Annotated in this window: 17 protein-coding genes; 11 read left to right on the forward strand and 6 right to left on the reverse strand. The window is 42.8% G+C overall.

Annotation, left to right across the window (positions count from 1 at the left end):
- Window positions 1-241: 241 nt before the first annotated feature.
- Genes KPY62_RS13695 through KPY62_RS13880 form a run of 3 tightly spaced genes read right to left on the reverse strand, consistent with a single transcriptional unit; the run spans window position 242 to window position 1,297 of the window.
- Window positions 242-715, reverse strand: a complete 474-nt coding sequence (locus tag KPY62_RS13695) for a hypothetical protein (protein WP_228730584.1) — start codon at window positions 713-715, stop codon at window positions 242-244.
- Window positions 716-742: 27 nt separating this feature from the next.
- Window positions 743-1,135, reverse strand: a complete 393-nt coding sequence (locus KPY62_RS13700; protein ID WP_324033868.1) for an esterase/lipase family protein — start codon at window positions 1,133-1,135, stop codon at window positions 743-745.
- A 36-nt stretch (window positions 1,136-1,171) separates the two neighbouring features.
- Entirely contained in the window at window positions 1,172-1,297 is a 126-nt protein-coding gene (locus tag KPY62_RS13880; protein ID WP_267459606.1) for a hypothetical protein, read from the reverse strand.
- Between the two features lie 514 nt (window positions 1,298-1,811).
- Between KPY62_RS13880 and map the strand changes: the two genes are divergently transcribed.
- On the forward strand, window positions 1,812-2,603 hold the full coding sequence (gene map / locus KPY62_RS05940) for a type I methionyl aminopeptidase (RefSeq protein ID WP_416384058.1): 792 nt from the start codon (window positions 1,812-1,814) through the stop codon (window positions 2,601-2,603).
- Between the two features lie 282 nt (window positions 2,604-2,885).
- Window positions 2,886-5,636 carry a [protein-PII] uridylyltransferase gene (gene glnD, locus KPY62_RS05945; protein ID WP_216581207.1) on the forward strand — a complete coding sequence of 917 codons (2,751 nt, stop codon included), beginning with the start codon at window positions 2,886-2,888 and terminating at the stop codon, window positions 5,634-5,636.
- Between the two features lie 149 nt (window positions 5,637-5,785).
- Here glnD and KPY62_RS05950 read toward each other — a convergent pair whose 3' ends face one another.
- Window positions 5,786-6,412: a hypothetical protein gene (locus KPY62_RS05950; RefSeq protein WP_216581208.1), complete on the reverse strand. Its 627-nt coding sequence runs from the start codon at window positions 6,410-6,412 to the stop codon at window positions 5,786-5,788.
- 219 nt (window positions 6,413-6,631) lie between these two features.
- On the opposite strand from KPY62_RS05950, the gene dapC reads away from it, so the two are divergent.
- The 6 genes from dapC (at window position 6,632) to KPY62_RS05980 (ending at window position 14,585) form a co-directional block, all read left to right on the forward strand.
- A complete protein-coding gene (dapC, locus tag KPY62_RS05955; protein WP_216581209.1) occupies window positions 6,632-7,888 on the forward strand; it encodes a succinyldiaminopimelate transaminase in 1,257 nt (418 codons plus the stop codon).
- Between the two features lie 266 nt (window positions 7,889-8,154).
- Window positions 8,155-10,218, forward strand: a complete 2,064-nt coding sequence (locus KPY62_RS05960) for a DUF294 nucleotidyltransferase-like domain-containing protein (RefSeq protein ID WP_216581210.1) — start codon at window positions 8,155-8,157, stop codon at window positions 10,216-10,218.
- A gap of 83 nt (window positions 10,219-10,301) precedes the next feature.
- Window positions 10,302-10,907, forward strand: coding sequence for a 3'-5' exonuclease (locus KPY62_RS05965; protein ID WP_216581211.1), 606 nt, complete (start codon window positions 10,302-10,304; stop codon window positions 10,905-10,907).
- A 166-nt stretch (window positions 10,908-11,073) separates the two neighbouring features.
- On the forward strand, window positions 11,074-13,197 hold the full coding sequence (locus KPY62_RS05970; RefSeq protein WP_228730585.1) for a D-alanyl-D-alanine carboxypeptidase/D-alanyl-D-alanine-endopeptidase: 2,124 nt from the start codon (window positions 11,074-11,076) through the stop codon (window positions 13,195-13,197).
- A gap of 117 nt (window positions 13,198-13,314) precedes the next feature.
- Window positions 13,315-13,809: an ABZJ_00895 family protein gene (locus KPY62_RS05975; protein ID WP_216581212.1), complete on the forward strand. Its 495-nt coding sequence runs from the start codon at window positions 13,315-13,317 to the stop codon at window positions 13,807-13,809.
- Window positions 13,810-14,054: 245 nt separating this feature from the next.
- Window positions 14,055-14,585 carry a DUF421 domain-containing protein gene (locus KPY62_RS05980; RefSeq protein ID WP_216581213.1) on the forward strand — a complete coding sequence of 177 codons (531 nt, stop codon included), beginning with the start codon at window positions 14,055-14,057 and terminating at the stop codon, window positions 14,583-14,585.
- Between the two features lie 135 nt (window positions 14,586-14,720).
- Here KPY62_RS05980 and KPY62_RS05985 read toward each other — a convergent pair whose 3' ends face one another.
- Window positions 14,721-15,167, reverse strand: coding sequence for a DUF2147 domain-containing protein (locus KPY62_RS05985; RefSeq protein WP_216581214.1), 447 nt, complete (start codon window positions 15,165-15,167; stop codon window positions 14,721-14,723).
- A 247-nt stretch (window positions 15,168-15,414) separates the two neighbouring features.
- On the opposite strand from KPY62_RS05985, the gene rlmH reads away from it, so the two are divergent.
- Both rlmH and KPY62_RS05995 read left to right on the forward strand, forming a co-directional pair.
- On the forward strand, window positions 15,415-15,903 hold the full coding sequence (rlmH, locus tag KPY62_RS05990) for a 23S rRNA (pseudouridine(1915)-N(3))-methyltransferase RlmH (RefSeq protein ID WP_216581215.1): 489 nt from the start codon (window positions 15,415-15,417) through the stop codon (window positions 15,901-15,903).
- A 135-nt stretch (window positions 15,904-16,038) separates the two neighbouring features.
- A complete protein-coding gene (locus KPY62_RS05995; RefSeq protein ID WP_201621902.1) occupies window positions 16,039-16,947 on the forward strand; it encodes a DODA-type extradiol aromatic ring-opening family dioxygenase in 909 nt (302 codons plus the stop codon).
- A gap of 114 nt (window positions 16,948-17,061) precedes the next feature.
- Here the strand turns inward: KPY62_RS05995 and KPY62_RS06000 are convergent, their stop codons facing one another.
- Window positions 17,062-18,555, reverse strand: coding sequence for an amidase (locus KPY62_RS06000; RefSeq protein WP_216581216.1), 1,494 nt, complete (start codon window positions 18,553-18,555; stop codon window positions 17,062-17,064).
- A gap of 350 nt (window positions 18,556-18,905) precedes the next feature.
- On the opposite strand from KPY62_RS06000, the gene KPY62_RS06005 reads away from it, so the two are divergent.
- Window positions 18,906-20,204: an MBL fold metallo-hydrolase gene (locus KPY62_RS06005; RefSeq protein ID WP_216581217.1), complete on the forward strand. Its 1,299-nt coding sequence runs from the start codon at window positions 18,906-18,908 to the stop codon at window positions 20,202-20,204.
- Window positions 20,205-20,293 lie beyond the last annotated feature (89 nt).

Genomic DNA, 20,293 nt, shown 5'->3' on the forward strand with positions numbered 1-20,293 from the left:
TACTCATTATCACCCTTATCCTTTTTAACCTTGGCAGCTGTGGTTTACGCCCTATATTTATCGTCAGGCATCAAGCAGACAATAACAGCCCCAGTCAAGCTAATAACTGCGGCAATGATAAATAAGATATAACAAACGACGGTTATCGGCCATCCATTATTAGCCTTATGTCTTGATTGATGTGTTATTGATCATTTATTAATAAGTAACTTCTACTTTAAAAACCAGCTTAACAGCTAGCTTAAAGATTGGCATTCTTTAACCGATTCACTTGGCTACGATAGATAGATTTTGGTTCAGACTCTCCCCAAAAGGTAAGGCCAAAAACTTGGTTCGCTGAGTGTAAATGGTTCATCCTATAATCGTCACGAATCACATAGCCTAATCGACTCGAGCAAGCAGAGACTAAGCCATCACTCGGCTCACCTGCAAACGGTATGCTAGTGGCTGCTAGTAAGTAATCGCTAGGATTGAGTACGCTAGTTATCTGACCCACACCGCTGAATGAATAATAGTTAATGCCATTGACTTGAGTATCAGCTGGTTGACCGCAGTAACGGCTTGGCAGCGCTGCTGGGAATTTTGCATTGAACTTGGCTGCCCCATCAGTAGACAAGGCTATCAGAGCTTTCCAGCCATCTTGCTGTTGGATTTGCGCTAAAGGAATGCCCGAACCTACATCGGTAAAGCCTCCAAACAGCTCAGCGAAACTCAAGGTAGCTTTAGTGATTAGACTGTCTTGCTAAAACTCTTCCAGCACTTTATCTGCTGTTTTTGACCCTTGCTCTGGACTAGCGACTGCGGTTACCGACGCCACATATTGTGGAGCCACGCCCGCGACATAGCGGATATCGATACCGCCTTGACTGTGTCCGAATAAATTGACTTTAGCATCACCCGAAACCGCAATGATGGTTTTGATTTGCTTTAATAATTGCTCTCCACGAATCTCACTATTATGAATAGCTGAAGTTTTAGTAGCAAATACCGTTGAACCGCCTTTCATTAAGTCTTGCGGGATACCATAAAAGTAGTCTACGGCTCCAAACAGTTTAGTAAAGCCACTCGCTCCATGAGCCAATACTACAGGGTACTGAGTTTTAGTATAGCTAGTAGTAAAATATCTACTTTCCACTACTTGACAGCCGTTAGCATTGGCACAGTTATAATACTATCCAGCAGCTTGGGCAGCCGTAGTCTGTAGCGTCATTAACAGGATACCAGCTCCGATAGCACTAAAGGCTGGGAAAAATTTTCTTGGGGTTGTAGCAGCGCGTAGGAGAGTATTTAGGGTCATAACAACATCCTTGTCATTGTAAGAGTTATCTTAACTGTTGCCCTGAGGTATAGCGACAAGATCTAATAAGAGCTTTATCCACTTTTGGCTATATCAAACCACCCAAAATCGAACCACCCAAAAGCTATAAAATAATTGCCATCTCCTTTAGCAATCAAATTTACATTACTTTTATATAGTGTAACATTCAACTTATTTTTCAGTTAAGCCTACCGCTTATATGACCCACTAGTCATAGATCAGCTTTTAATGGCGCAAGGTTAAGCCAATAAAGCTTGGTTAATTAATAGCCTTATTTAGCAGTTTTAGCGTTGGTAATTATATTAGTAATTATGTTAATGCTGGTATTAATAGTTGCTATTGGCATTTACCCTGACATTAATGTAAATAATCTTAATAGTAGTTTTGACGTTGATAAACACTTATCACAGTCATTAATGATAGCAAAACTGTTGCTAGCTCATTTATGATATAATTTGCCTACTATAATTTTATAACTATAAGATCAATAATGATGACTAAAAAATCCCTTATCCAATCCCCTGAAGCCATAGCAAAAATGCGTATTGCCGGTAAACTTGCTAGCGATTTACTGGTTATGTTAGACCAGCACGTGAAGGTAGGCATCAGTACCGAAGCGTTGAATCAAATCGCTCATGACTATATTGTTAATGTGCAAGACGCTATCCCTGCTCCACTTAACTATAATGGTTTTCCGAAGTCAATCTGTACCTCAGTCAACCATGTAGTCTGTCACGGTATCCCAACTGAGAATAAACTTCTCAAAGACGGCGACATCATTAATATTGATGTGACAGTTATCAAAGATGGCTACTACGGCGATACCTCTAAGATGTGGATAGTAGGCAACGGCTCTATCATGGCTGAACGCATTTGCAGAGTGGCCCAAGAGGCACTCTATGCAGGCATGAGCGTTGTCAAAAATGGCGCGCGTTTAGGCGATGTAGGGGCGGCTATTCAAGAAGTAGTCGAGCCCGAGCGTTTCAGTATCGTACGTGAGTTCTGTGGTCACGGTATCAGTAATGAGTTCCATCACGAGCCCCAAGTGATGCACTATGGTAAAAAGGGTACTGGTTTTGAGCTCAAGACTGGTATGACTTTTACTATTGAGCCGATGATTAATGAAGGTAAATGGCAGACCAAAATCTTACCGGATGAATGGACCGCTATTACTAAAGACCGTAAGCTCTCAGCACAGTGGGAGCATACGATGGTCGTCACTGATAATGGCTGTGAGGTGTTTACCACTCGCCCTGAAGAAGACTTAAGCTTCTTGACTCAGTAATAATAAAAAAAAGATCGCTTAGGCGGTCTTTTTTTTACAGAATTTTTAGAGATTTTAAACAAGTTTTAGGGCTTTTTTTATGGAACGCTTAGTAACACCTTGCGTTGAGTGATCATTTGGTTTTATGATCATTCAATAGCGATAAGCTTTCATTACAGGTTCATAAGCCGTTTAAAAAGGCTACCTTATATGGCCAATTCCTATAACTATTATCGACCTAAGATAGATTTAGATTTTAAATAATCAATAAACTTAACTACTTAGCTTAACCGGATAATACTCATGTTTACTTGCGATGTCGCCTCTATTTATATCACCCCATTACCCCTCTTTTCGCCAACGCCTATGGCACCTGCTGCGCCTTCATTGACGGTAACTAACCCGGCCAATAACCCACTGCTGGGTATCCCTGAGTGGCTGGCAAAAATAAAGGATGATATTAGTCGGGCGCTTGAGCGTGGAGTCACTATTCGACAGCTAGTAGCAGCGCGTGCCTGTGCGATCGATAGTTTACTTATAGCTTTATTTAATTGGTATCAACTTGATGATACTGACTTAGCGCTGTTTGCTACTGGTGGCTATGGACGTGGCGAGCTATCACTGCATTCTGATATTGATATCTTACTGCTAGCTCCTACTGCTATTAATGGTAAAACTAGCGCCAGGATTGACAGTTTAGTGGCATTATTATGGGATGTAGGTCTTGAGCCTTCATTGTCTGTCCGTACTGTTGAGGACTGCTTGGAGGCGGCAAAAGACAATACGGTTGCTAGTACTTTATTAGAGGCGCGGCTACTGATTGGCAATGAGACTTTGCACAATACCCCCAGTGACATTGTCAATCAGCTATGGTCGCAGCGTGAGTTCTTTGAGGTAAAAATACACGAAGCAAAGCTGCGTTATCTGCAGCATAATGCTACGGAATATAACCTTGAGCCTAATATCAAGACTGCACCAGGTGGTCTGCGCGATATTCATATTATTGGCTGGGTAACTAAGCGCTACTTTAGAGTTAGTAAACTTTATGACTTAGTACAGCAAGATTTTTTGACTGAAAAAGAATTCGATGAGCTTAGTTTTGCAGAAGCTTATTTATGGCAAATACGTCATTACTTGCATGAGATGACTGGTCGTAACGAGAATAAGCTGTTGTTTGATTATCAGCGTGAGATTGCCCAGCTTATGGGTTATGAGACTCAGCCAGACGACGAGCCAAATGCAGCAGTTGAGCGCTTTATGCGCGACTATTATCGCTGTGCTATGCAGATATCGACTTTGTCCGAGATGCTGACTAATCATTATTATGAAACTATTATAGAGCCAGATCTGCCAGATGATGAGCGTCCTAACAAACACCCTTTAAACGCTCATTTTAATCAAATCGGCAATCAAATAGCAGTAGCGCATCACCGAGTTTTTGCGCAACACCCTGAAGCTATCTTAGAGATGTTTTTGCTGATGGGTCAGTATGGCATTAAGAATGTGCGTACTCATACTTTACGTGCACTGAAAATCGCTGCGCGTGGTATCGATCAAAACTATCGTGACAACCCCGAGCACCAAGCGCTGTTTTTAGAAAACTTGAAAGAACAAAACTATCTATTCCATCGTCTGCGTGCCATGAACCGCTATGGGGTATTAGGTAATTATATTCCCGCTTTTGCTCAAGTTACTGGGCTGATGCAATATGACTTGTTCCATCGCTATACTGTCGATGCGCATACGCTATTTTTGATTCGGATTTTACATCGTTTCACTGATCCTCGTTTTCAGGATGAATTTCCGTTAGTTAGCGCCTTGTATCAGCGGATCGAGCGTAAAGAAATCTTAGTGCTAGCCGCAATGTTCCATGATATTGCCAAAGGTCGCGGTGGTAATCACAGTCAGCTCGGCGAAAGCGAGTCCATTGATTTTTGTTTGGCTCATGGTATGAGTGTGGCGGATGCAAATTTAGTAGGGTGGTTGACTCGCTATCACTTGCTCATGTCGATGACTGCGCAGAAGAAAGATATCTCTGACCCAGAAGTAGTCACGGTGTTTGCCGATCTAATCGGTAACGTCACTCATCTTAATCACTTATATGTACTAACAGTCGCTGATATGAATGCTACTAATCCTCAGCTTTGGAATAGCTGGCGGGCGACGCTCATGAAACAGTTGTATTCACAAACTCGGCGTATTTTGCGCGCCGATATTGATGCCCCAACTAATCGTCAAGATATGATCAGTGCCACTCGAAAACAGGCCCTCATTATGCTCGATAATGTCGATAACCAGCGTATGAATCGTGAAGAGGTGCTCAGCTTATGGGATGACTTAGGTGATGAGTATTTTTTACGCGAGATTGCTGAGGATATCTTATGGCATACTGAGGCCATCTTGAATCACCCCCCTATAGGTCGTGCCTCAAATGCTGATAGTACACCGCTAGTGGTATTGCGTGAGCATCGAGAGCTGGCTTTGGATGCTGTGCAAGTCTTTATTTATACTCAAGATCAGGTCAATCTGTTCGCCGTAACTATGGCGGTGTTTGACCAGATGAACTTGGATGTTCTAGATGCGCGTATCATCACCGCTACTCGTGACTTCGCTCTAGACTCTTATGTATTGCTAGACCGCAGTGGGACGCTACTGGCTGATGAAGATAGTCAGCATGAGCTTAAACAAAAACTAATCAATGCTTTTAAGAACCCCACAGTACCAAAGCTCACTCATAAGCGCATACCACGCCAGCTCAGACATTTTGATGTGCCTACGGTGATTAGCTTTGAGTTTAACGAAGCTTCTGATCAACACATCATGAGCCTACAAACCTTAGATCAACCAGGATTACTCGCGCGCGTAGGCCAAGTATTTTTGCAACAAAGTATCGAAGTACATGCGGCTCGCATTACTACTCTAGGCGAGCGTGCAGAAGATATGTTCTATATCAGTGATCGTAATGATGAGCGCTTAACCCAAGCTAAGCTTGAGGCGTTAAAGCAAGCTTTGATAGACTGTTTGGCGGTATTGGCTGATAGTAGCTATGGTTAAAAATAGCCGCTATAGTAAAAAACAGTAAGCAGTTAAGGGCTGCCGATACAAACATTAAAGTTTTTCTATCGGCACCCTAACTGTCTATTAGGTGGTGTTGGACATTCGCAAGTAAACACTGCTGATAACTAACCTTACTTTAGTCTATTTTACAATGTGCTTGTATAGACCATCTTGCGGGCATAAGGTATTAACTCATTGTCAGCAAACTCTGGTGGTAAAATCTCCACTAGCAGATTCTGAGCCCCTAACATCATCCGCCCCGCTTCGACCTCTATTTGTAATAAACGCTGTAAACTGGCTCTACGTAGCTGAGCGTCATAGCGTTCATAAATATGTTGTAGGGAGATTGGCGTATTAGCATGAATATCTGGCAAAATGCTATCACTAGCTAAGATATTCATTTCAGTGAGTGCTTGCTCACGTATTAAACTTTGTTGGTCGATATTATGCTGCATGTGTTTAGACAGCTTAGTTTTAGAAACCAACATCCCTACAAAAAATAGCGTTTGTAAACCAAACACCATAACCCCTTGCCATAAGGTCAAGTGCAGTTGTAATAGTTTACTCAACATCATAAGCACAATGGCTATTACTATATAACTGAGTAATTGCCAGAGCAGCCACATTTTCAGGCTATTATCACCATACCAAAACAGCTGGCGCTCCTTAAGTATCACTAGACGCTGACGCGTTTTCCACCACTGCTGCTCGCAGCGTATTAACTGCTTATAAACTTTAGAGCCCTGCATACTACTACTGGAAATATTCAGCATATCAATGAGCTATCCTTAGGGTAGCAACCCTTGTAGGGTTATTATTTTATAGTTATAGATAAGCGTTACCAAAAGACAATAAATAGAAGAAGTGCTACACTGCGACGGTATAGCTCTATTAATAAAATGTCATTACTGTCCATCTTTTAGGTTTATCAATTACAGATACAGATAGCTCCTTATATTTACTAACCGTTACTTATTATAGTCAGCCCACTTATGAATCACAATCTAGCAAAGCTGCATCCTTATCCTTTTAGCAAGATGAGTAATCTACTGGCTAATAGTACGCCAGACCCCGCCTACTACGAGATCAAGCTTGGTATTGGTGAGCCAAAACACACGCCACCCGCTTTTGTGTTGGACGAGCTAAGAGAAAACTTGGACAGTCTATGTCGTTATCCGACCACTAATGGGCTGTTTGAGCTACGCCAGACTATCGCTCACTGGCTTGAGAGACGGTTTTTTCTGCATCATGTCAATGCTAATACTGAAGTACTACCAGTAATGGGTACGCGTGAGGCTATCTTCAGCTTTGTACAAGCGGTGGTGAATCATGATGATAGCGGTTTAACTGACAATGTTGACCGTGCTGATGGTTTAGATAGTAGTGAGCGACCGCCCAGTAATGCTACAGTAGTTATGCCTAATCCTTTTTATCAAATTTATGAAGGTGCCGCGATATTAGCCCAAGCAACCCCTTACTTTGTTCCTTGTACCCTAGAGAATAACTTTAAAGAAAACTACCGTGCTGTGCCTAAAAAGGTTTGGGAGCAAACACAGTTATTGTTTGTTTGTAATCCGAACAATCCAACGGGTACTGTCATGACTATGGAAGATTGGGAGCTACTCATTCGTCTGTCGGATCAATACAACTTCATCCTTGCCAGCGACGAATGTTATAGTGAGCTATATTTTGATGAGCCCCCTATTGGTCTGTTACAAGCTTGCGCTACTCTTGGTCGTAATGACTTCAAAAACTGCGTAGTCTTTCATTCTTTATCTAAGCGCTCAAACCTACCAGGTCTACGTTCGGGGTTTATCGCTGGTGATGCTAAGATCCTGCAAAGCTACTTGCAATACCGCACTTATCAAGGCTGTTCTATGCCGATACCCCATCAGCTGGCTTCTATCCTTGCTTGGCAAGATGAAAAGCATGTAGTGCAAAACCGAGCATTGTATAAAGAAAAATTTGCCTTATGGATGGCGGAACTCGGTGAGCTATTAGAACTGCGTATGCCGGATGCTGGGTTTTATTTTTGGATAAAAGTCCCTGACCGTTTCAATGGCGATGATGAGATTTTTGTCAAAGCTTTATATGAACAAGTTAATATTTATGCCTTAGCTGGCAGTTACTTATCTCGTGAAGTTAATGGTCATAATCCTGGTAAAGGTTACGTGCGTATTGCGCTAGTAGCTAGTGTTGCTGAGAGTCGTGAGGCTATCAGTCGTATTCGCAAGCTACTTAGTTGTTAAGTCCTTTACTATTAAGCAGTGTGTTTTTAGCTAGCCACTGCCGCTACTAGCTATTGCTGCTGTAAGTATGAAAGTATTTAACTAATATTTTCCTATCACTGACTCCCTGCAACTGGCCAGCGGTTAGTGACTGTTATAATCAAACGGTCGCTACAAACTGCGACTTTGAGCTATTATAAAGTATAACCACAAAGTTATTAAGGATTAATTAGTAGATGGTGCTATAGTAAAGTAACTTTACTTGTCATACTGTCAAGGATAATGCTATGCCCCATCTTGATTTTGCTCAGCCCCCCTTTGATGTATTGAGCCTCGCTGAGCGTCAAAGCCTGAAAAAGCATACCCAAGTACGATATTTAGCCGCTGATGAAATTCTGCCGACCACGGATTTAAACTGTTTTTTTGTGGTGATAAAAGGCCAAGTTGAACAAACCCACAATGATGAGTTTGTGGCTAATTATTTAGGCGGTAATCATACTGATCATGTACAAAGTAATGATTGGTTTGACAGTCGTCGTAGCCCTGAGCGACCGCTAACAGCTACATCTTCAATGGCATCAGTTAGCAACACTACTGCGGATTCTGACTTTAATAACCCTCAGTCATCACAATACTCTCAGCTATCAGAACGCTATCAATACCGAGCTGGCGAAGATACTTTGCTCCTACAAGTTGACGGTGCGGCTATCGATAGAATCAGTGCCCAAAATCATCTAATACGCCAATTACTATCGGATAAGCTACCAGAACGCCTAAAAGCCTTACAGCAGCGGCGTAGTGCCCAAGGTCAAGCGCTAGGTTTAGGAACCACTAGTTATACTGCACAGCAAGAAGTGCAGCAAATCATGTTGCAGCCGGTGACTGATGTGACCTTGCTACCTATCCATATTATCGATGCTGAGCAGAGCTTATATCAAGCGGCACAGATTATGACTAAAGCTGGTCTCAAACACGTATTAGTGCGCCCTACCGAACATTCGGAAACGATGGCTACTTTCGATACTTATTCCAATAATAGTTCCTCTACTAATAACCCTTCTACTACCTTTGGCTCTCGCTCCGACCGTACTTTAGGTATCTTAACTGATACTGATATTTGCCGAGCGGTCAGCGATCAGCGTGATCCTGCAAACACTGCTTGCCAGCACTACGCTAGCTTCAATTTACGCACTATCGATGCTGATCATGAGATTGGCGATGCGCTGCTGACTATGACTCGCTATCGTATCCATCGACTGCCAGTTATTGATGACGACGGTAAGGCCATTGGCGTATTAGGTCAAAGCGATATGTTGGCTCATATTGGTCATCACTCACAACTTATTAGTATTCAGATCGAACAAGCCAAAGACTTAGCCAGCTTAGATACAGCTGTAGAGCTAATCGGTCGCTATATTCGTGCTCAACAGCAGAATGGGGTTAAGATCGGTATCGTTAGTCGCATGGTACAGACTTTAAATGCGCAAGTTTTTACTAAGCTGTGGCAGCTTATTGTGCCAGAAGAAGTAATGAATAATAGTTGTGTGATAGTGATGGGCTCAGAGGGTCGCGGTGAGCAAATCATGCGTACTGATCAGGACAATGCCCTTATTATTCGTGATGGTTATAGTCATGAAAGATTAGCAGAGTTTGCCGAAACCTTTAATAATCAATTGGCTAATTTTGGTTATCCATTATGTAATGGCAACATCATGATGACTAATCCTATGTGGCGTCAACAGCTCAAGCCTTTTAAAGCGCAGATTAGCTTGTGGTTTAGAAATACTGACCCTATGCATAGTATTTATCTGTCTGCTATTCTTGACGGTGAATATGTCTGCGGTGACGAGTCACTGCTAACCCAAATACGCAAACATCTAAAATTTGCCCATCAACACTCGGACCCTATGCTTATCCGTCAGTTTGCACGCGCAGCCTTACAGTTTGGTGAAGTCAATCAGTGGTGGCAAAAGTTTGTTCCACTATTAGGTAAGCCAAAAGCTAATGATATTGACCTAAAAAAAGCCGGTATTTTTCCATTAGTGCATGGCATTCGTGCTATGGCACTTGAGCACGATATCTTAGAAGCTCCTAGCACTAAAAACCGACTCAAATTGCTAGTTAATGCGCGCACTTTGACTCAAGAGCGTGCCGATACCTTGAGCGAAGCATTAGAGTTTTTTATGGCCCAACGCTTGTCAGTAGCCCTCATTAATGAAGACAAGTATGCCCATCAAGTTGATCCAACCACTTTGTCTGCTCTAGAACGAGATGTGTTAAAAGAGTGTCTCGCTGTAGTCAAAAGTTTTAAGACCCAGTTGCGCCAGCACTATCAATTAGATCTTGGTTAGCTACCGTCTTGGATAGCTATTAGCCGTTAAATAATCGTAGTCAACTAATGGCTAAAAGACAGAAAAATGGAATGAGAAATCTTATGAGCTGGTTTAAACAATTATCCTCATCATGGCAGCAGAAGCAGCTCCAGCGCCCGGAGCTGCTATCGATGTTCGAAGCGCCCGTAGCGCAGCAGTGGGTGGCGATTGACTGTGAAATGACTGGACTCAATCCAAAAAAACATTATTTATTGTCGGTAGCTGCTATTCATATTAATGGCGATTATGTAGATACTGGTAACGGCTTGCATTTGGTTTGTAGTCCACCAGTGATGCCTGAGCGCGATACTATTGTCATTCATGGTCTGCGTAGTGCCGATGTGGCACAAGGTATGAGCTATGAGGAAATGTTAGCGCTGTTATTACCTTTTATTAACAACCGACCTATTGTGGGTTTCTGTCCACAAATAGACATGGCATTTTTAAACCCCTTAGTTAAGCAGTATATGGGTACTACCCTACCTAATGAAGTCATCGATGTGCGGCGCTTATATGGTCAACGGATGGGTGATCATAACCCTAATATTCCCAAGCAGTCACAGCAATTGGCCAAAATACTGACTCATTATGATATTCCCGAGCTTGGTAATCACGATGCTTATAATGATGCGGTGATGACAGCTATGGCTTTTATGCATCTCCGTTAAACTTCATCGCTAGTTAAAGCGCCTAATACTATTTAAATAATTTTATAAGGTTACTGAATTTGCCAATAAGGCCGTTGAAATAGTTTCGACAATACTGCTGTAGTTACGCCTAGTTTGCAACTCATGTTACTATAGCTGGCTTTAGTTAATCGACCACAGAATTGTCATGTCTATTTTTCCTATTCTCCCTCCTATTGGTACCCTTTATAGTAATTATACTGTTTACTGTAGGCGCTTAGTTATTTTGACGAGCGCACTGGGCCTCTCTGTGAGTGTGCAAGCGGCGCTACCAGAACCTATACAACTAGCACTGGATAAAGCCGCATTAACGCCTAGTAATATCAGTATCATTATCAGCCCTGTAGGGGACAAAGCTACTAGTCGTCTACCGCCAATAGTAGTAGTGATTGATAGCGCAAAAAGTGCTAACATTACTAATAAAGTTGCCAATAGCCAACTGCTAACCGCTACTAATAATCCAAACAGCTCAAACAGCCCAAAAACTATAGATAGTCCTGTTAAAACCAGCCATTCTAATAGCAGTCCTAGCAACAGCCCTAAAAGCAGCGTCGTCAAAAACAGCAGTCAAGATGAGTCAGCTCCAGCCTCGATTACGCTAGACAAACAAACTATCAAACAGCAACAGCGAGTGTTAAATAGTTATACTGATGACCCTTACACTTATCAGAGTCTAGAGTCTACGGCTCCTGTATTGCCGAGCACCAACCGCGCTAATCCCTCTATTACTGATAACAGCGACGCCAATAAAACTACTAGTAACCATTCTAACGTAGCTACTGCTGCCAACTTAGCTACTGCCAACCCTGTAAGAGCGCCGCTGTTTAGCCACAACCCTACCACCGCTCGCACACCTGCCAGCACAATGAAACTGATACCTACCTTTATCGCCTTGGATACTTTGGGTGCTGATTTTGTTTGGTTTACTAGGGTTTATCATAGCGGCATAATCATAGGTAACCGTCTGTACGGTGACTTAATCATTCAGGGTAGTGGCGATCCAAAGATGACTCATGAACGCTTAGAGCAACTGCTCTATCGAGTAAAAAAATCAGGTATTGATCATATTCAGGGCGACATCATTATCGATAGCGCTATTTTTGCTAAGGTCAGTAAAAACCCTGCTGCTTTTGATAACGCACCCTTGAAACCTTATAACGCTAGTCCCGATGGCTTTTTGGTTAATTTTAATAGTATAAGTATCAATAGCCATTTGCCAAATAATGGCCAAGCGCGATTAACTTACACCCCACAACTAGCAAATTATCAACTGCCAACCCTGATTAATACTCGAGCCTCACGTTGCTCAAATGCTAGCTATAGCCTAGCACCGCATTGGCATAGTGATAAGCTCACCTTTAATACCCAGCTACCAGAAAGCTGCGGTGAGCATATATTTTATGTGGCTTATCCAGACGCCAAGGACTTTGCTACTCGGGTGGTTGCTGCCAAATGGCAAGCGCTAGGCAACACCTTAAGCGGAAAAGTCATTAACCAAGAAATGTCTTATAACGCTATAAATACTGCTAGCGCCTCTAAGCCCCCATTAGCCGTTAATAATGAGCAACCCTATCGCCAGCGTGCTTCATTGCCATTATCACCATTACCTATTATCAGCTATCCTTCGCTAAATCTAACCCAGCAGATTTACGATATTAATCACTTCTCCAATAACGTGATGACTGAACAAGTGGCGTTATCTATAGGGTCTTATGATCAGACGGTCAATACGGTTAATACGGTTAAAGCTGCTGTATCCAGTACTTCATCTGAGCAAGTAAAGCTTAGTAAAGATGTGGATAATAGCACTAGCTTGTATCAGTTCGATAAACCCAAAACTAGCGACTATCCACGAGCATTAACCACTATCAACCAGTGGTGGCGAAGCCATTTGCAGACTCCGCTCCCTTATTTGACTAATGGCTCAGGCTTATGCCGCGATTGTACGGTTACGGCGGCTAATTTGAGCGAGCTGCTGACCTACGCTTATAGCCACCCAAGCTTCAACGCTTATGTTGATTCTTTAGGAGTCGCCGGCGTTAGTGGGACCATTTCTCATCATAGCGAACGCTTGCCGGACTCGGCTGCTATTGGACGCGCTTGGATAAAAACCGGCACTCTAAATAACGTCACCGCAATGGCAGGCTATGTCAAAGGGCAGTCCGGACAGGACTATACCGTAGTAGGCTTGATTAATACTGAGCAAGCTATAAATGCTGATAATGCCAGACCAGTACTAGATGCCATGCTTGATTGGACCGCGCAACAGTAAGCTGCCGATGACCTCAGCTACTTTATTATTTGAATAGCCGCTTATGTTATCCATTAGCATGGGACAATAGACGGACTATTACTCTACTTATAGCTATACCCACGGACAGGTAAAATTATGGCGCGCATCACCCCTAACAGCAGCAAAGCTAATCAACAAGCAACCTTGACTACCAATAAAAGTACCGCCAAGTTGACCTTATATATCGGTTTTTTTACCTTAGGGTTTATCATAGCTAGTATTCTATTCATGCTGATACAAAGCAAGTTTGCCTTGAATGCGCAGTTAGTGACGGGACTGTCTATAGTAGTAGGCGCTTATGTTGCGGTATATAAATTTATCAAGCATCAACAGCGAGCGCTCACTAAAGAGGAGACCAATCGATTGACTATAGGCAGTACCGCTGTCCTATGGATGTTGACTGCGGTGTATTTTTTGGGACTATGGTTGTTTCTATTCGATACTGCTAATCGTGAAGTACTGATAGAAATGACTAAGCAGCAGCCCTTGCCCTTACTGTTCGCCTTAATGATGATGATTATATTTACTTTGCTGATTAACCGTTTCAGCTTAGGATTATTTAATCGCCTGCTCGATCCTAAACGTAAATGACTATTAGGTTAAGGGAAGAGTGTTAGCTACTACTCAGAGTAGCTACAAAGCTTTTGTACTATTTATAGAAAAATCCGTTAAGCTATTTTAAATAGTGATTGTTTTTAGTTTGAGTGAGTGTTTTTAGTTAGGTAGCTATATTAACTGACCAACTGTTTTAGGTAATAAGCTTTTATCAGCAATCACTTTTAATACAAATTGTCTTTATTGCCATTTGTTAGCTAGCATCTATAGGAGTAAGCATCATGGATATGATATTTTTTGATAGTATCGAGAAGCTTGGTCGCATTGCTTTAACCACAGTGATAATTTATCTGCTTATCGTCTTAGTTACTAAAGTCTCAGGAAAGCGCTCAACTTCCCAGCTTAATAACTTTGATTGGATAGTCACGGTGATGATTGGTTCATTAGGCGCTAGTACTATTTTGCTCAAAGACATACCGCTAGTTGAGGGCGCCTCCTCTATTGTTATCCTTTATCTACTGCAGTATTTAGTGACCAAATATGCCTCTATTTCTCCGCAGTTTAGTAGTGTTATTTTATCAGAGCCACGTATTGTCTTTTATCAAGGGCAGTTTTTACCGGAAGCTATGCAAGCTGAACGTTTGAATCGTCAGGAGCTTGAATGTGCCATGCGCAGCGAAGGTATTCATAGCTTATCTGAGGTTGAAGCCATTGTTTTTGAATCTGATGCTAAGCTTACGGTAATAAAAAGGGACGAGAAAGTACCAGCTGATGTGGTTCCTGAAACTCTACTCCCTATCATTCAGAATTAAGCCCGTAAAACTATAGCTACAATCCATCTGACCGACCACAAAAAGGGCAAGCTGCTATTAGATAGCAACTTGCCCTTTTATTATAAATAAAGCACTGGCAATGCTTTTATAACGAGTGCTAGTAAGACCTTCTAGCTATTTAATACGTTGCCAAGTCTGCGATCGACCAAACACTGGAGAGCCTACATAGCCTCTAAGTTTTAAGCTTTGCCCATTGTCACTCAAAGTCATTTTACCTGAGTATATTTTGCCAGTTTCAGGATCTACCAGTTTGCCGTTACTCCACTGGTTCTCACCATCAGCTTTCATACCTGTCAATATTTGTAAGCCCTCAATAGGTTTATTTTTAAGACTGCCTGTACATTTTTCACAGTTAGCTTTAGCCTCTTTTTTATCGGCTACTTTTATGATTTTTCCTGTGACCTGACCAGCATTTTCATTGAGCTGAACAATAGCCTTTTTTTCGCCAGTTTTATCATCTATAGTTTGCCATTGGCTACCATTCAAAGAAGCAGCAAAAACAGCAGTGGATAGTAAACTACCAGTGATAACGGTTAGTAGGCTTGGTATAATGCGCTTCATAGTCGATTCCTTTCTTATAGCAATGAGTATAGTAATTAAATATAAAAATAACAGACAACAATTAGAAAATAATTAACAGCAGCAATGCAAAACAGCAAGCAAAGAAAAAATTTGCTGTAACCGTAATAAAGCTATTATTAAGGGTACTAAAATAAAAAACAATTGTTTATTTGTAAAATAATTATTCAGTAAAATACTGATTTTAAAAGTTTTATTACTTCATTTATCTATAGAAATGGTCGCTATTATGAAAATAAGAATTTTAACCGTAGGTAATAAAATGCCTAGTTGGGTCCAAAGCGGTTTTGATGAGTATCACAAACGTATTCAGCCAATGCTAACTACCGATATCGTTGAACTTGCTGCCGCTAAGCGCGCCAAAAACCCTTCTGACGCTAATTTAGCTCAGTATCGTGAGCAAGAAGGTCAGACTATTCTAGCTGCCCGTAATAATAGTGGTCGTGAACAGCTATGGGTACTGGATGTGAAAGGTAAGATGCTATCGACTGAAGGCTTAGCAGAAAAACTGGCTGATGCTATGCAACAAGGTGATGACGTAGCGCTAGTGATCGGTGGCGCTGATGGTGTCTCGCCTGAAGTATTGGCACAAGCTGATATGAAGTGGTCATTGTCGGCTTTGACTCTCCCGCATCCGCTGGTACGGGTAGTGCTTATGGAGCAACTATACCGTGCAATGAGTATCAATAATAACCATCCCTATCACCGTGGTAACTAGTCAACTCAGTAATAGGGTGCCTATTAATACTTATTGTAGTGGTAAGCATGGCCGTAGTAGACATCAGGGTGAAGCATTAGAAATATCGGACAGTAAATAGATTGAAAAACCCTTAAGTGCCCTAATAGATGTACCATGAGCTACCCAAAATCAAGTACTACTAAAGCCTTTTCTTCGCCCTCGTTGCCAGTACCGCAAGGTAAGACTGACAGTGCGCTTACGCCTAACTTGCCGATTACTGGTTCAGTGGCTTGGATCGATGCTCCTGCCAGCTTTACTGCTGCGGCGTGCCTGCCAGCGCTGTTCATCTCGCATGGTGCTCCTACCTTAGCTATCGAACAGTCAGCGACTACTAGTGCACTAGCACGCATAGGACATAATTTACCTAAGCCGCGCGCCATTGTCATTATGTCGGCCCATTGGCAATCCTCTAAGCTTGAGATCAGCAGTAACCCACTACCTAAAACTTGGCATGATTTCTCAGGTTTTGACTCTGAGCTGTATGAGATACAGTACCCAGCGGCTGGTCATACCCTACTGGCTGAGTCTCTAGCGCAGCAGTTAAGCGAACGTGGCATTACTTGCCGAGTCAATCCGATAAGGGTTTGTGATCATGGGGTCTGGGCGCCACTACGCCATCTATACCCTGAAGCTGATGTCCCTATCGTACAGATATCTTTGCCGCAAAATTATGATAGCGTGGCTTGTTACCAGTTAGGCGCGCAGTTGGCACAATTGCGCAATGAGCAGATAATGATTATCGGCTCAGGCAATATCACTCATAACTTGCAAGCGATGCGCTGGCAAGCGGATAGCATTGATCAAACCGCTAAAGACTTCAAGCTGTGGCTGCTGCAACAGCTCAAAATAGATATCCCTACTGCTTTGGACTGGCAGCAATACCCCGATTATCAAAACATCCATCCTAGTGATGAGCACTTATTACCGCTGTTTTTCGCCTTAGGTGCTGCCCAGCGAGTCAGCGTAGTACATCAGAGCATGGCGCATCATAGCCTAGGAATGGATATCTATCGCTTTGATTAATGCTTTGCCTAATAATTGAGCTGCCGCTGTAATTATTTCTAAATTTTAGTCATTATTAATAGATAGCTACTATTTATTAAGCTTAGCTGAGTAATAACCTTTAAGCCATAAAAGCTACTTCTCAAAAGCAGGTTTGCTAAACAAGCCTGCACGCTCTATCTCTCCGGCTAAGCTAAATAACGTACTCTCATCATTCATGCGCCCAATCAGCTGTATGCCTATAGGCAAACCCTTTTTGCTCATACCCAAAGGTAACGACATCGCTGGTAGTCCTGTGATATTACCTAATAAAGTAAAGGCCATCTTACCCAATACTGGTTGGCTAAGCTTCTCGATCGCTCCAGAACTAAAAGCAAACTTACCCATATCAAAGCCTTTATTGAGCACAGATGAGCTACGCATCAACATCTCCTCCATACGGCTTGGCGGTAGAATACCGTGCTTGACGGCTGCACTAGGCACTGTCGGGGACAAGATCATATCGTATTGCTCGAGCAGCTTACCAGTCTGATACTGACTGTCGTGCCAGCCATGTTTAGCATGTACCAAATCTACCGCTGATAGCGAGCGTCCTAATAGCGCCATGTTATAAGTTTGCGGTTCAAGATTTCGGACGTGTTCTGCGCCAAATTTGCGCTCAATATTATCAATAGTAAAAGCAGTATGAGCGCAGACTACTACTATAAAATCATGCCAAAACTTCTCTATATTGATCGCAGGTTCAGCAGCGACTACCCGATGACCCATCGCCTCTAACTGCTTGACAGTCTGCTCTAACACGGCCAATACCTCTTTATCCACTACGGTATTGGCTATCAAAGGCTGAGTGTGCAATGCTATTGTCAACGGTCTAGGCGCACGCATAGCCGCTTGCAAAAAGCTGCCTGTAGGCGGCGCAATCACATAAGGCGCGCCAACTTCGGCGCCACTAGTAGCATCGAGCATAGCGGCACTATCACGCACACTACGAGTAATAACGTGATCGGCGACTGCACCATCCCAGCCCTCACCAAAAGCTGGACCCATCGGGTTACGGCCACGGCTAGGCTTCATACCGAATACACCGCACCAAGCTGCTGGAAAGCGTATTGAGCCACCGCCATCACCGGCCCCTGCCATCGGTACGATGCCACTGCTCACTGCCGCTGCACTACCCCCCGATGAGCCACCCGTGCTATAGCCTTTTTTAAACGGATTATGCGCTGCGCCTGATGATTTAGGCTCAGTAGTGATGATCAGGCCAAACTCAGGAGTATTAGTCTTACCAAACGTATTGACTCCACTGGCTTTCATGCGTTTGACTATTTCGCTATCACTCTCTGATATTATATTGACACTACGGCTGCCCATAGTTATCGGCTCACCTGCTAAGCTAAATGATAAGTCTTTGAGCAGATAAGGCACCCCAGTAAAAGCCCCTGCTGGCAGTCCTGCTCGCGCTGCCTCATAAGCACGCTGATCAAAGCGGTGGATAATGGCATTGAGTTTTGGATTCAACTTATTGGCTTGCTCGACCGCAGCATCGAGCAATTCTTTGGCACTGACTTGTCCAGAATTAACTAGTCCTGCCAATCCCAAAGCATCGTATTGAGTATATTCTTTAAACATAATTTACCTTCCTTAGTGGTATGTCATCGCAAAGTATAGCTTTTTACCCTTATGAACAGTAGCAGTCTTACTGAGTAGTTTTCTGTGTTAAAGATAAAAATTTAAGCAGTAATAATTAGTTAGCTTTATAAAACCGTTGCCATTCATGAAGTGTTTACTAGTATCACGCTTCAATAGGAACGTCATCCTATTAACCTCAAAGCCATCCTAAAGTTATACAAATTTTATCTTACACTGGTTTAATATAGAGCAGCTTGTCTAAAACTATTGCTGCTGTTTTAAATAACGACTTTCGTCCTCATTAACCGATTAATACGCGCAAGTTTACTTATTCTATTGGAACTTGATTGATGATTTATTTACTGTTGATGCTAGTCAAATGGGTGCTTATTTTTCTCGTCATTCTAGTGGTAGTGAGTGCTGTCGGTACGGTATTATTTCTAAAGTTTGCGCCTACTTTTGGCGGCAGGCCTGATACGACCACCTTAGCAAGAATTAAGGCATCAAAGCATTTTAACGGTGAGACCTTTGTTAATCTAATACCCACTCATGCCAGCACCCTTGATATAGCTGACATTACCGATGGCGTTAATGATGATGAAAGGCATTTGCTTTTGCAGTTTTTATTCCCGCCAAAAGGTAAAAATCCGAGCCAGCCCATTACCAGTCGCAGCTTGACGCTCATTGATGACGCCAAAAAGCTAACCACTACCCTAAAAGACGGTGAGTTTGTCTGGCTCGGTCACTCTACTGTGATCTTTCGCATGGCAGGTAAGATCATCATTACCGACCCCGTCTTTCATCGAGCTTCCCCAGTGCCCATTAGCGGCAAGCCCTTTGCCATGACGCATATGCCAAGCGTAGACGACTTACCTTTCATTGATATAGTGCTCATCTCGCATGACCACTACGACCATTTAGATCACAAAGTCATCAAGCAGCTGGTCAAGCAAAACAAAGTAGGGCACTTTTATGCGCCGTTAGGCGTGAAAGCCCATTTAATGCGTTGGGGCGTGCTCGCAGATAGCGTCACCGAGTTTGATTGGTACGAAGAAATAACCGTTAGCGATAATGACCTCACCCAGTTAAAGCCCAGCCAGTTAAAGCCCAGCAATCCAGCGTTAATAGAAAATTCGGTACAAAACAAACGGCCACTTGCTACCGATGAGCTGCGACTAGTCTTTACTCCTACCCGTCACTTTAGTGGTCGGCGCATTAAAGGCCATCGCACCACGCTGTGGGGCAGCTGGGTAGTACAATCAGCGCCCTTGAATGTCTATTTTAGTGGCGATGGCGGCTACTCTAATGAGTTTGCTAATATCGGCGAACATTATGGTCCGTTTGATATCGCCTTTATGGAAGATGGTGCTTATAACGAGCGCTGGCGTGACGTGCATATGTTGCCCGAGGAATCAGCGCAAGCAGGATTTGATCTACGAGCCAAAGTGGTGCTGCCCATTCATTGGGGCAAGTTTGACTTATCGACGCATCATTGGCGTGATCCGGTGCGCCGGATTAAGCAAGCCGTTGCTAAAGGCAATGAAAAGGTCTTAGAGGACTGGCAAATCAAACTAGCATCACCAAGAGTTGGAGAAGGGTTTACTTTGGTTAACTTACCTACTGAGGCTTGGTGGGAAGCAGAAGACTAAAACTCTACTTAGCAACAAACTATTAACCAACCTATCAGCCAACCTATCAGCCAAACTATAAAGTCATCAAAGCGGTAAGTTAATCAAAG

The organism is Psychrobacter sp. TAE2020 (assembly GCF_018919485.1).
Taxonomy (GTDB): Bacteria; Pseudomonadota; Gammaproteobacteria; order Pseudomonadales; family Moraxellaceae; genus Psychrobacter.

Coding starts and splice junctions, on each gene's coding strand:
- KPY62_RS05985 (WP_216581214.1), bottom strand. CDS start 15,167: ATGAAGCGCATTATACCAAGCCTACTAACCGTTATCACTGGTAGTTTA.
- KPY62_RS05970 (WP_228730585.1), top strand. CDS start 11,074: ATGTCTATTTTTCCTATTCTCCCTCCTATTGGTACCCTTTATAGTAAT.
- rlmH (WP_216581215.1), top strand. CDS start 15,415: ATGAAAATAAGAATTTTAACCGTAGGTAATAAAATGCCTAGTTGGGTC.
- KPY62_RS05975 (WP_216581212.1), top strand. CDS start 13,315: ATGGCGCGCATCACCCCTAACAGCAGCAAAGCTAATCAACAAGCAACC.
- KPY62_RS05960 (WP_216581210.1), top strand. CDS start 8,155: ATGCCCCATCTTGATTTTGCTCAGCCCCCCTTTGATGTATTGAGCCTC.
- KPY62_RS13880 (WP_267459606.1), bottom strand. CDS start 1,297: ATGACCCTAAATACTCTCCTACGCGCTGCTACAACCCCAAGAAAATTT.
- map (WP_416384058.1), top strand. CDS start 1,812: ATGACTAAAAAATCCCTTATCCAATCCCCTGAAGCCATAGCAAAAATG.
- KPY62_RS06005 (WP_216581217.1), top strand. CDS start 18,906: ATGATTTATTTACTGTTGATGCTAGTCAAATGGGTGCTTATTTTTCTC.
- dapC (WP_216581209.1), top strand. CDS start 6,632: ATGAATCACAATCTAGCAAAGCTGCATCCTTATCCTTTTAGCAAGATG.
- glnD (WP_216581207.1), top strand. CDS start 2,886: ATGTTTACTTGCGATGTCGCCTCTATTTATATCACCCCATTACCCCTC.
- KPY62_RS06000 (WP_216581216.1), bottom strand. CDS start 18,555: ATGTTTAAAGAATATACTCAATACGATGCTTTGGGATTGGCAGGACTA.
- KPY62_RS05980 (WP_216581213.1), top strand. CDS start 14,055: ATGGATATGATATTTTTTGATAGTATCGAGAAGCTTGGTCGCATTGCT.
- KPY62_RS05965 (WP_216581211.1), top strand. CDS start 10,302: ATGAGCTGGTTTAAACAATTATCCTCATCATGGCAGCAGAAGCAGCTC.
- KPY62_RS05950 (WP_216581208.1), bottom strand. CDS start 6,412: ATGCTGAATATTTCCAGTAGTAGTATGCAGGGCTCTAAAGTTTATAAG.
- KPY62_RS05995 (WP_201621902.1), top strand. CDS start 16,039: ATGAGCTACCCAAAATCAAGTACTACTAAAGCCTTTTCTTCGCCCTCG.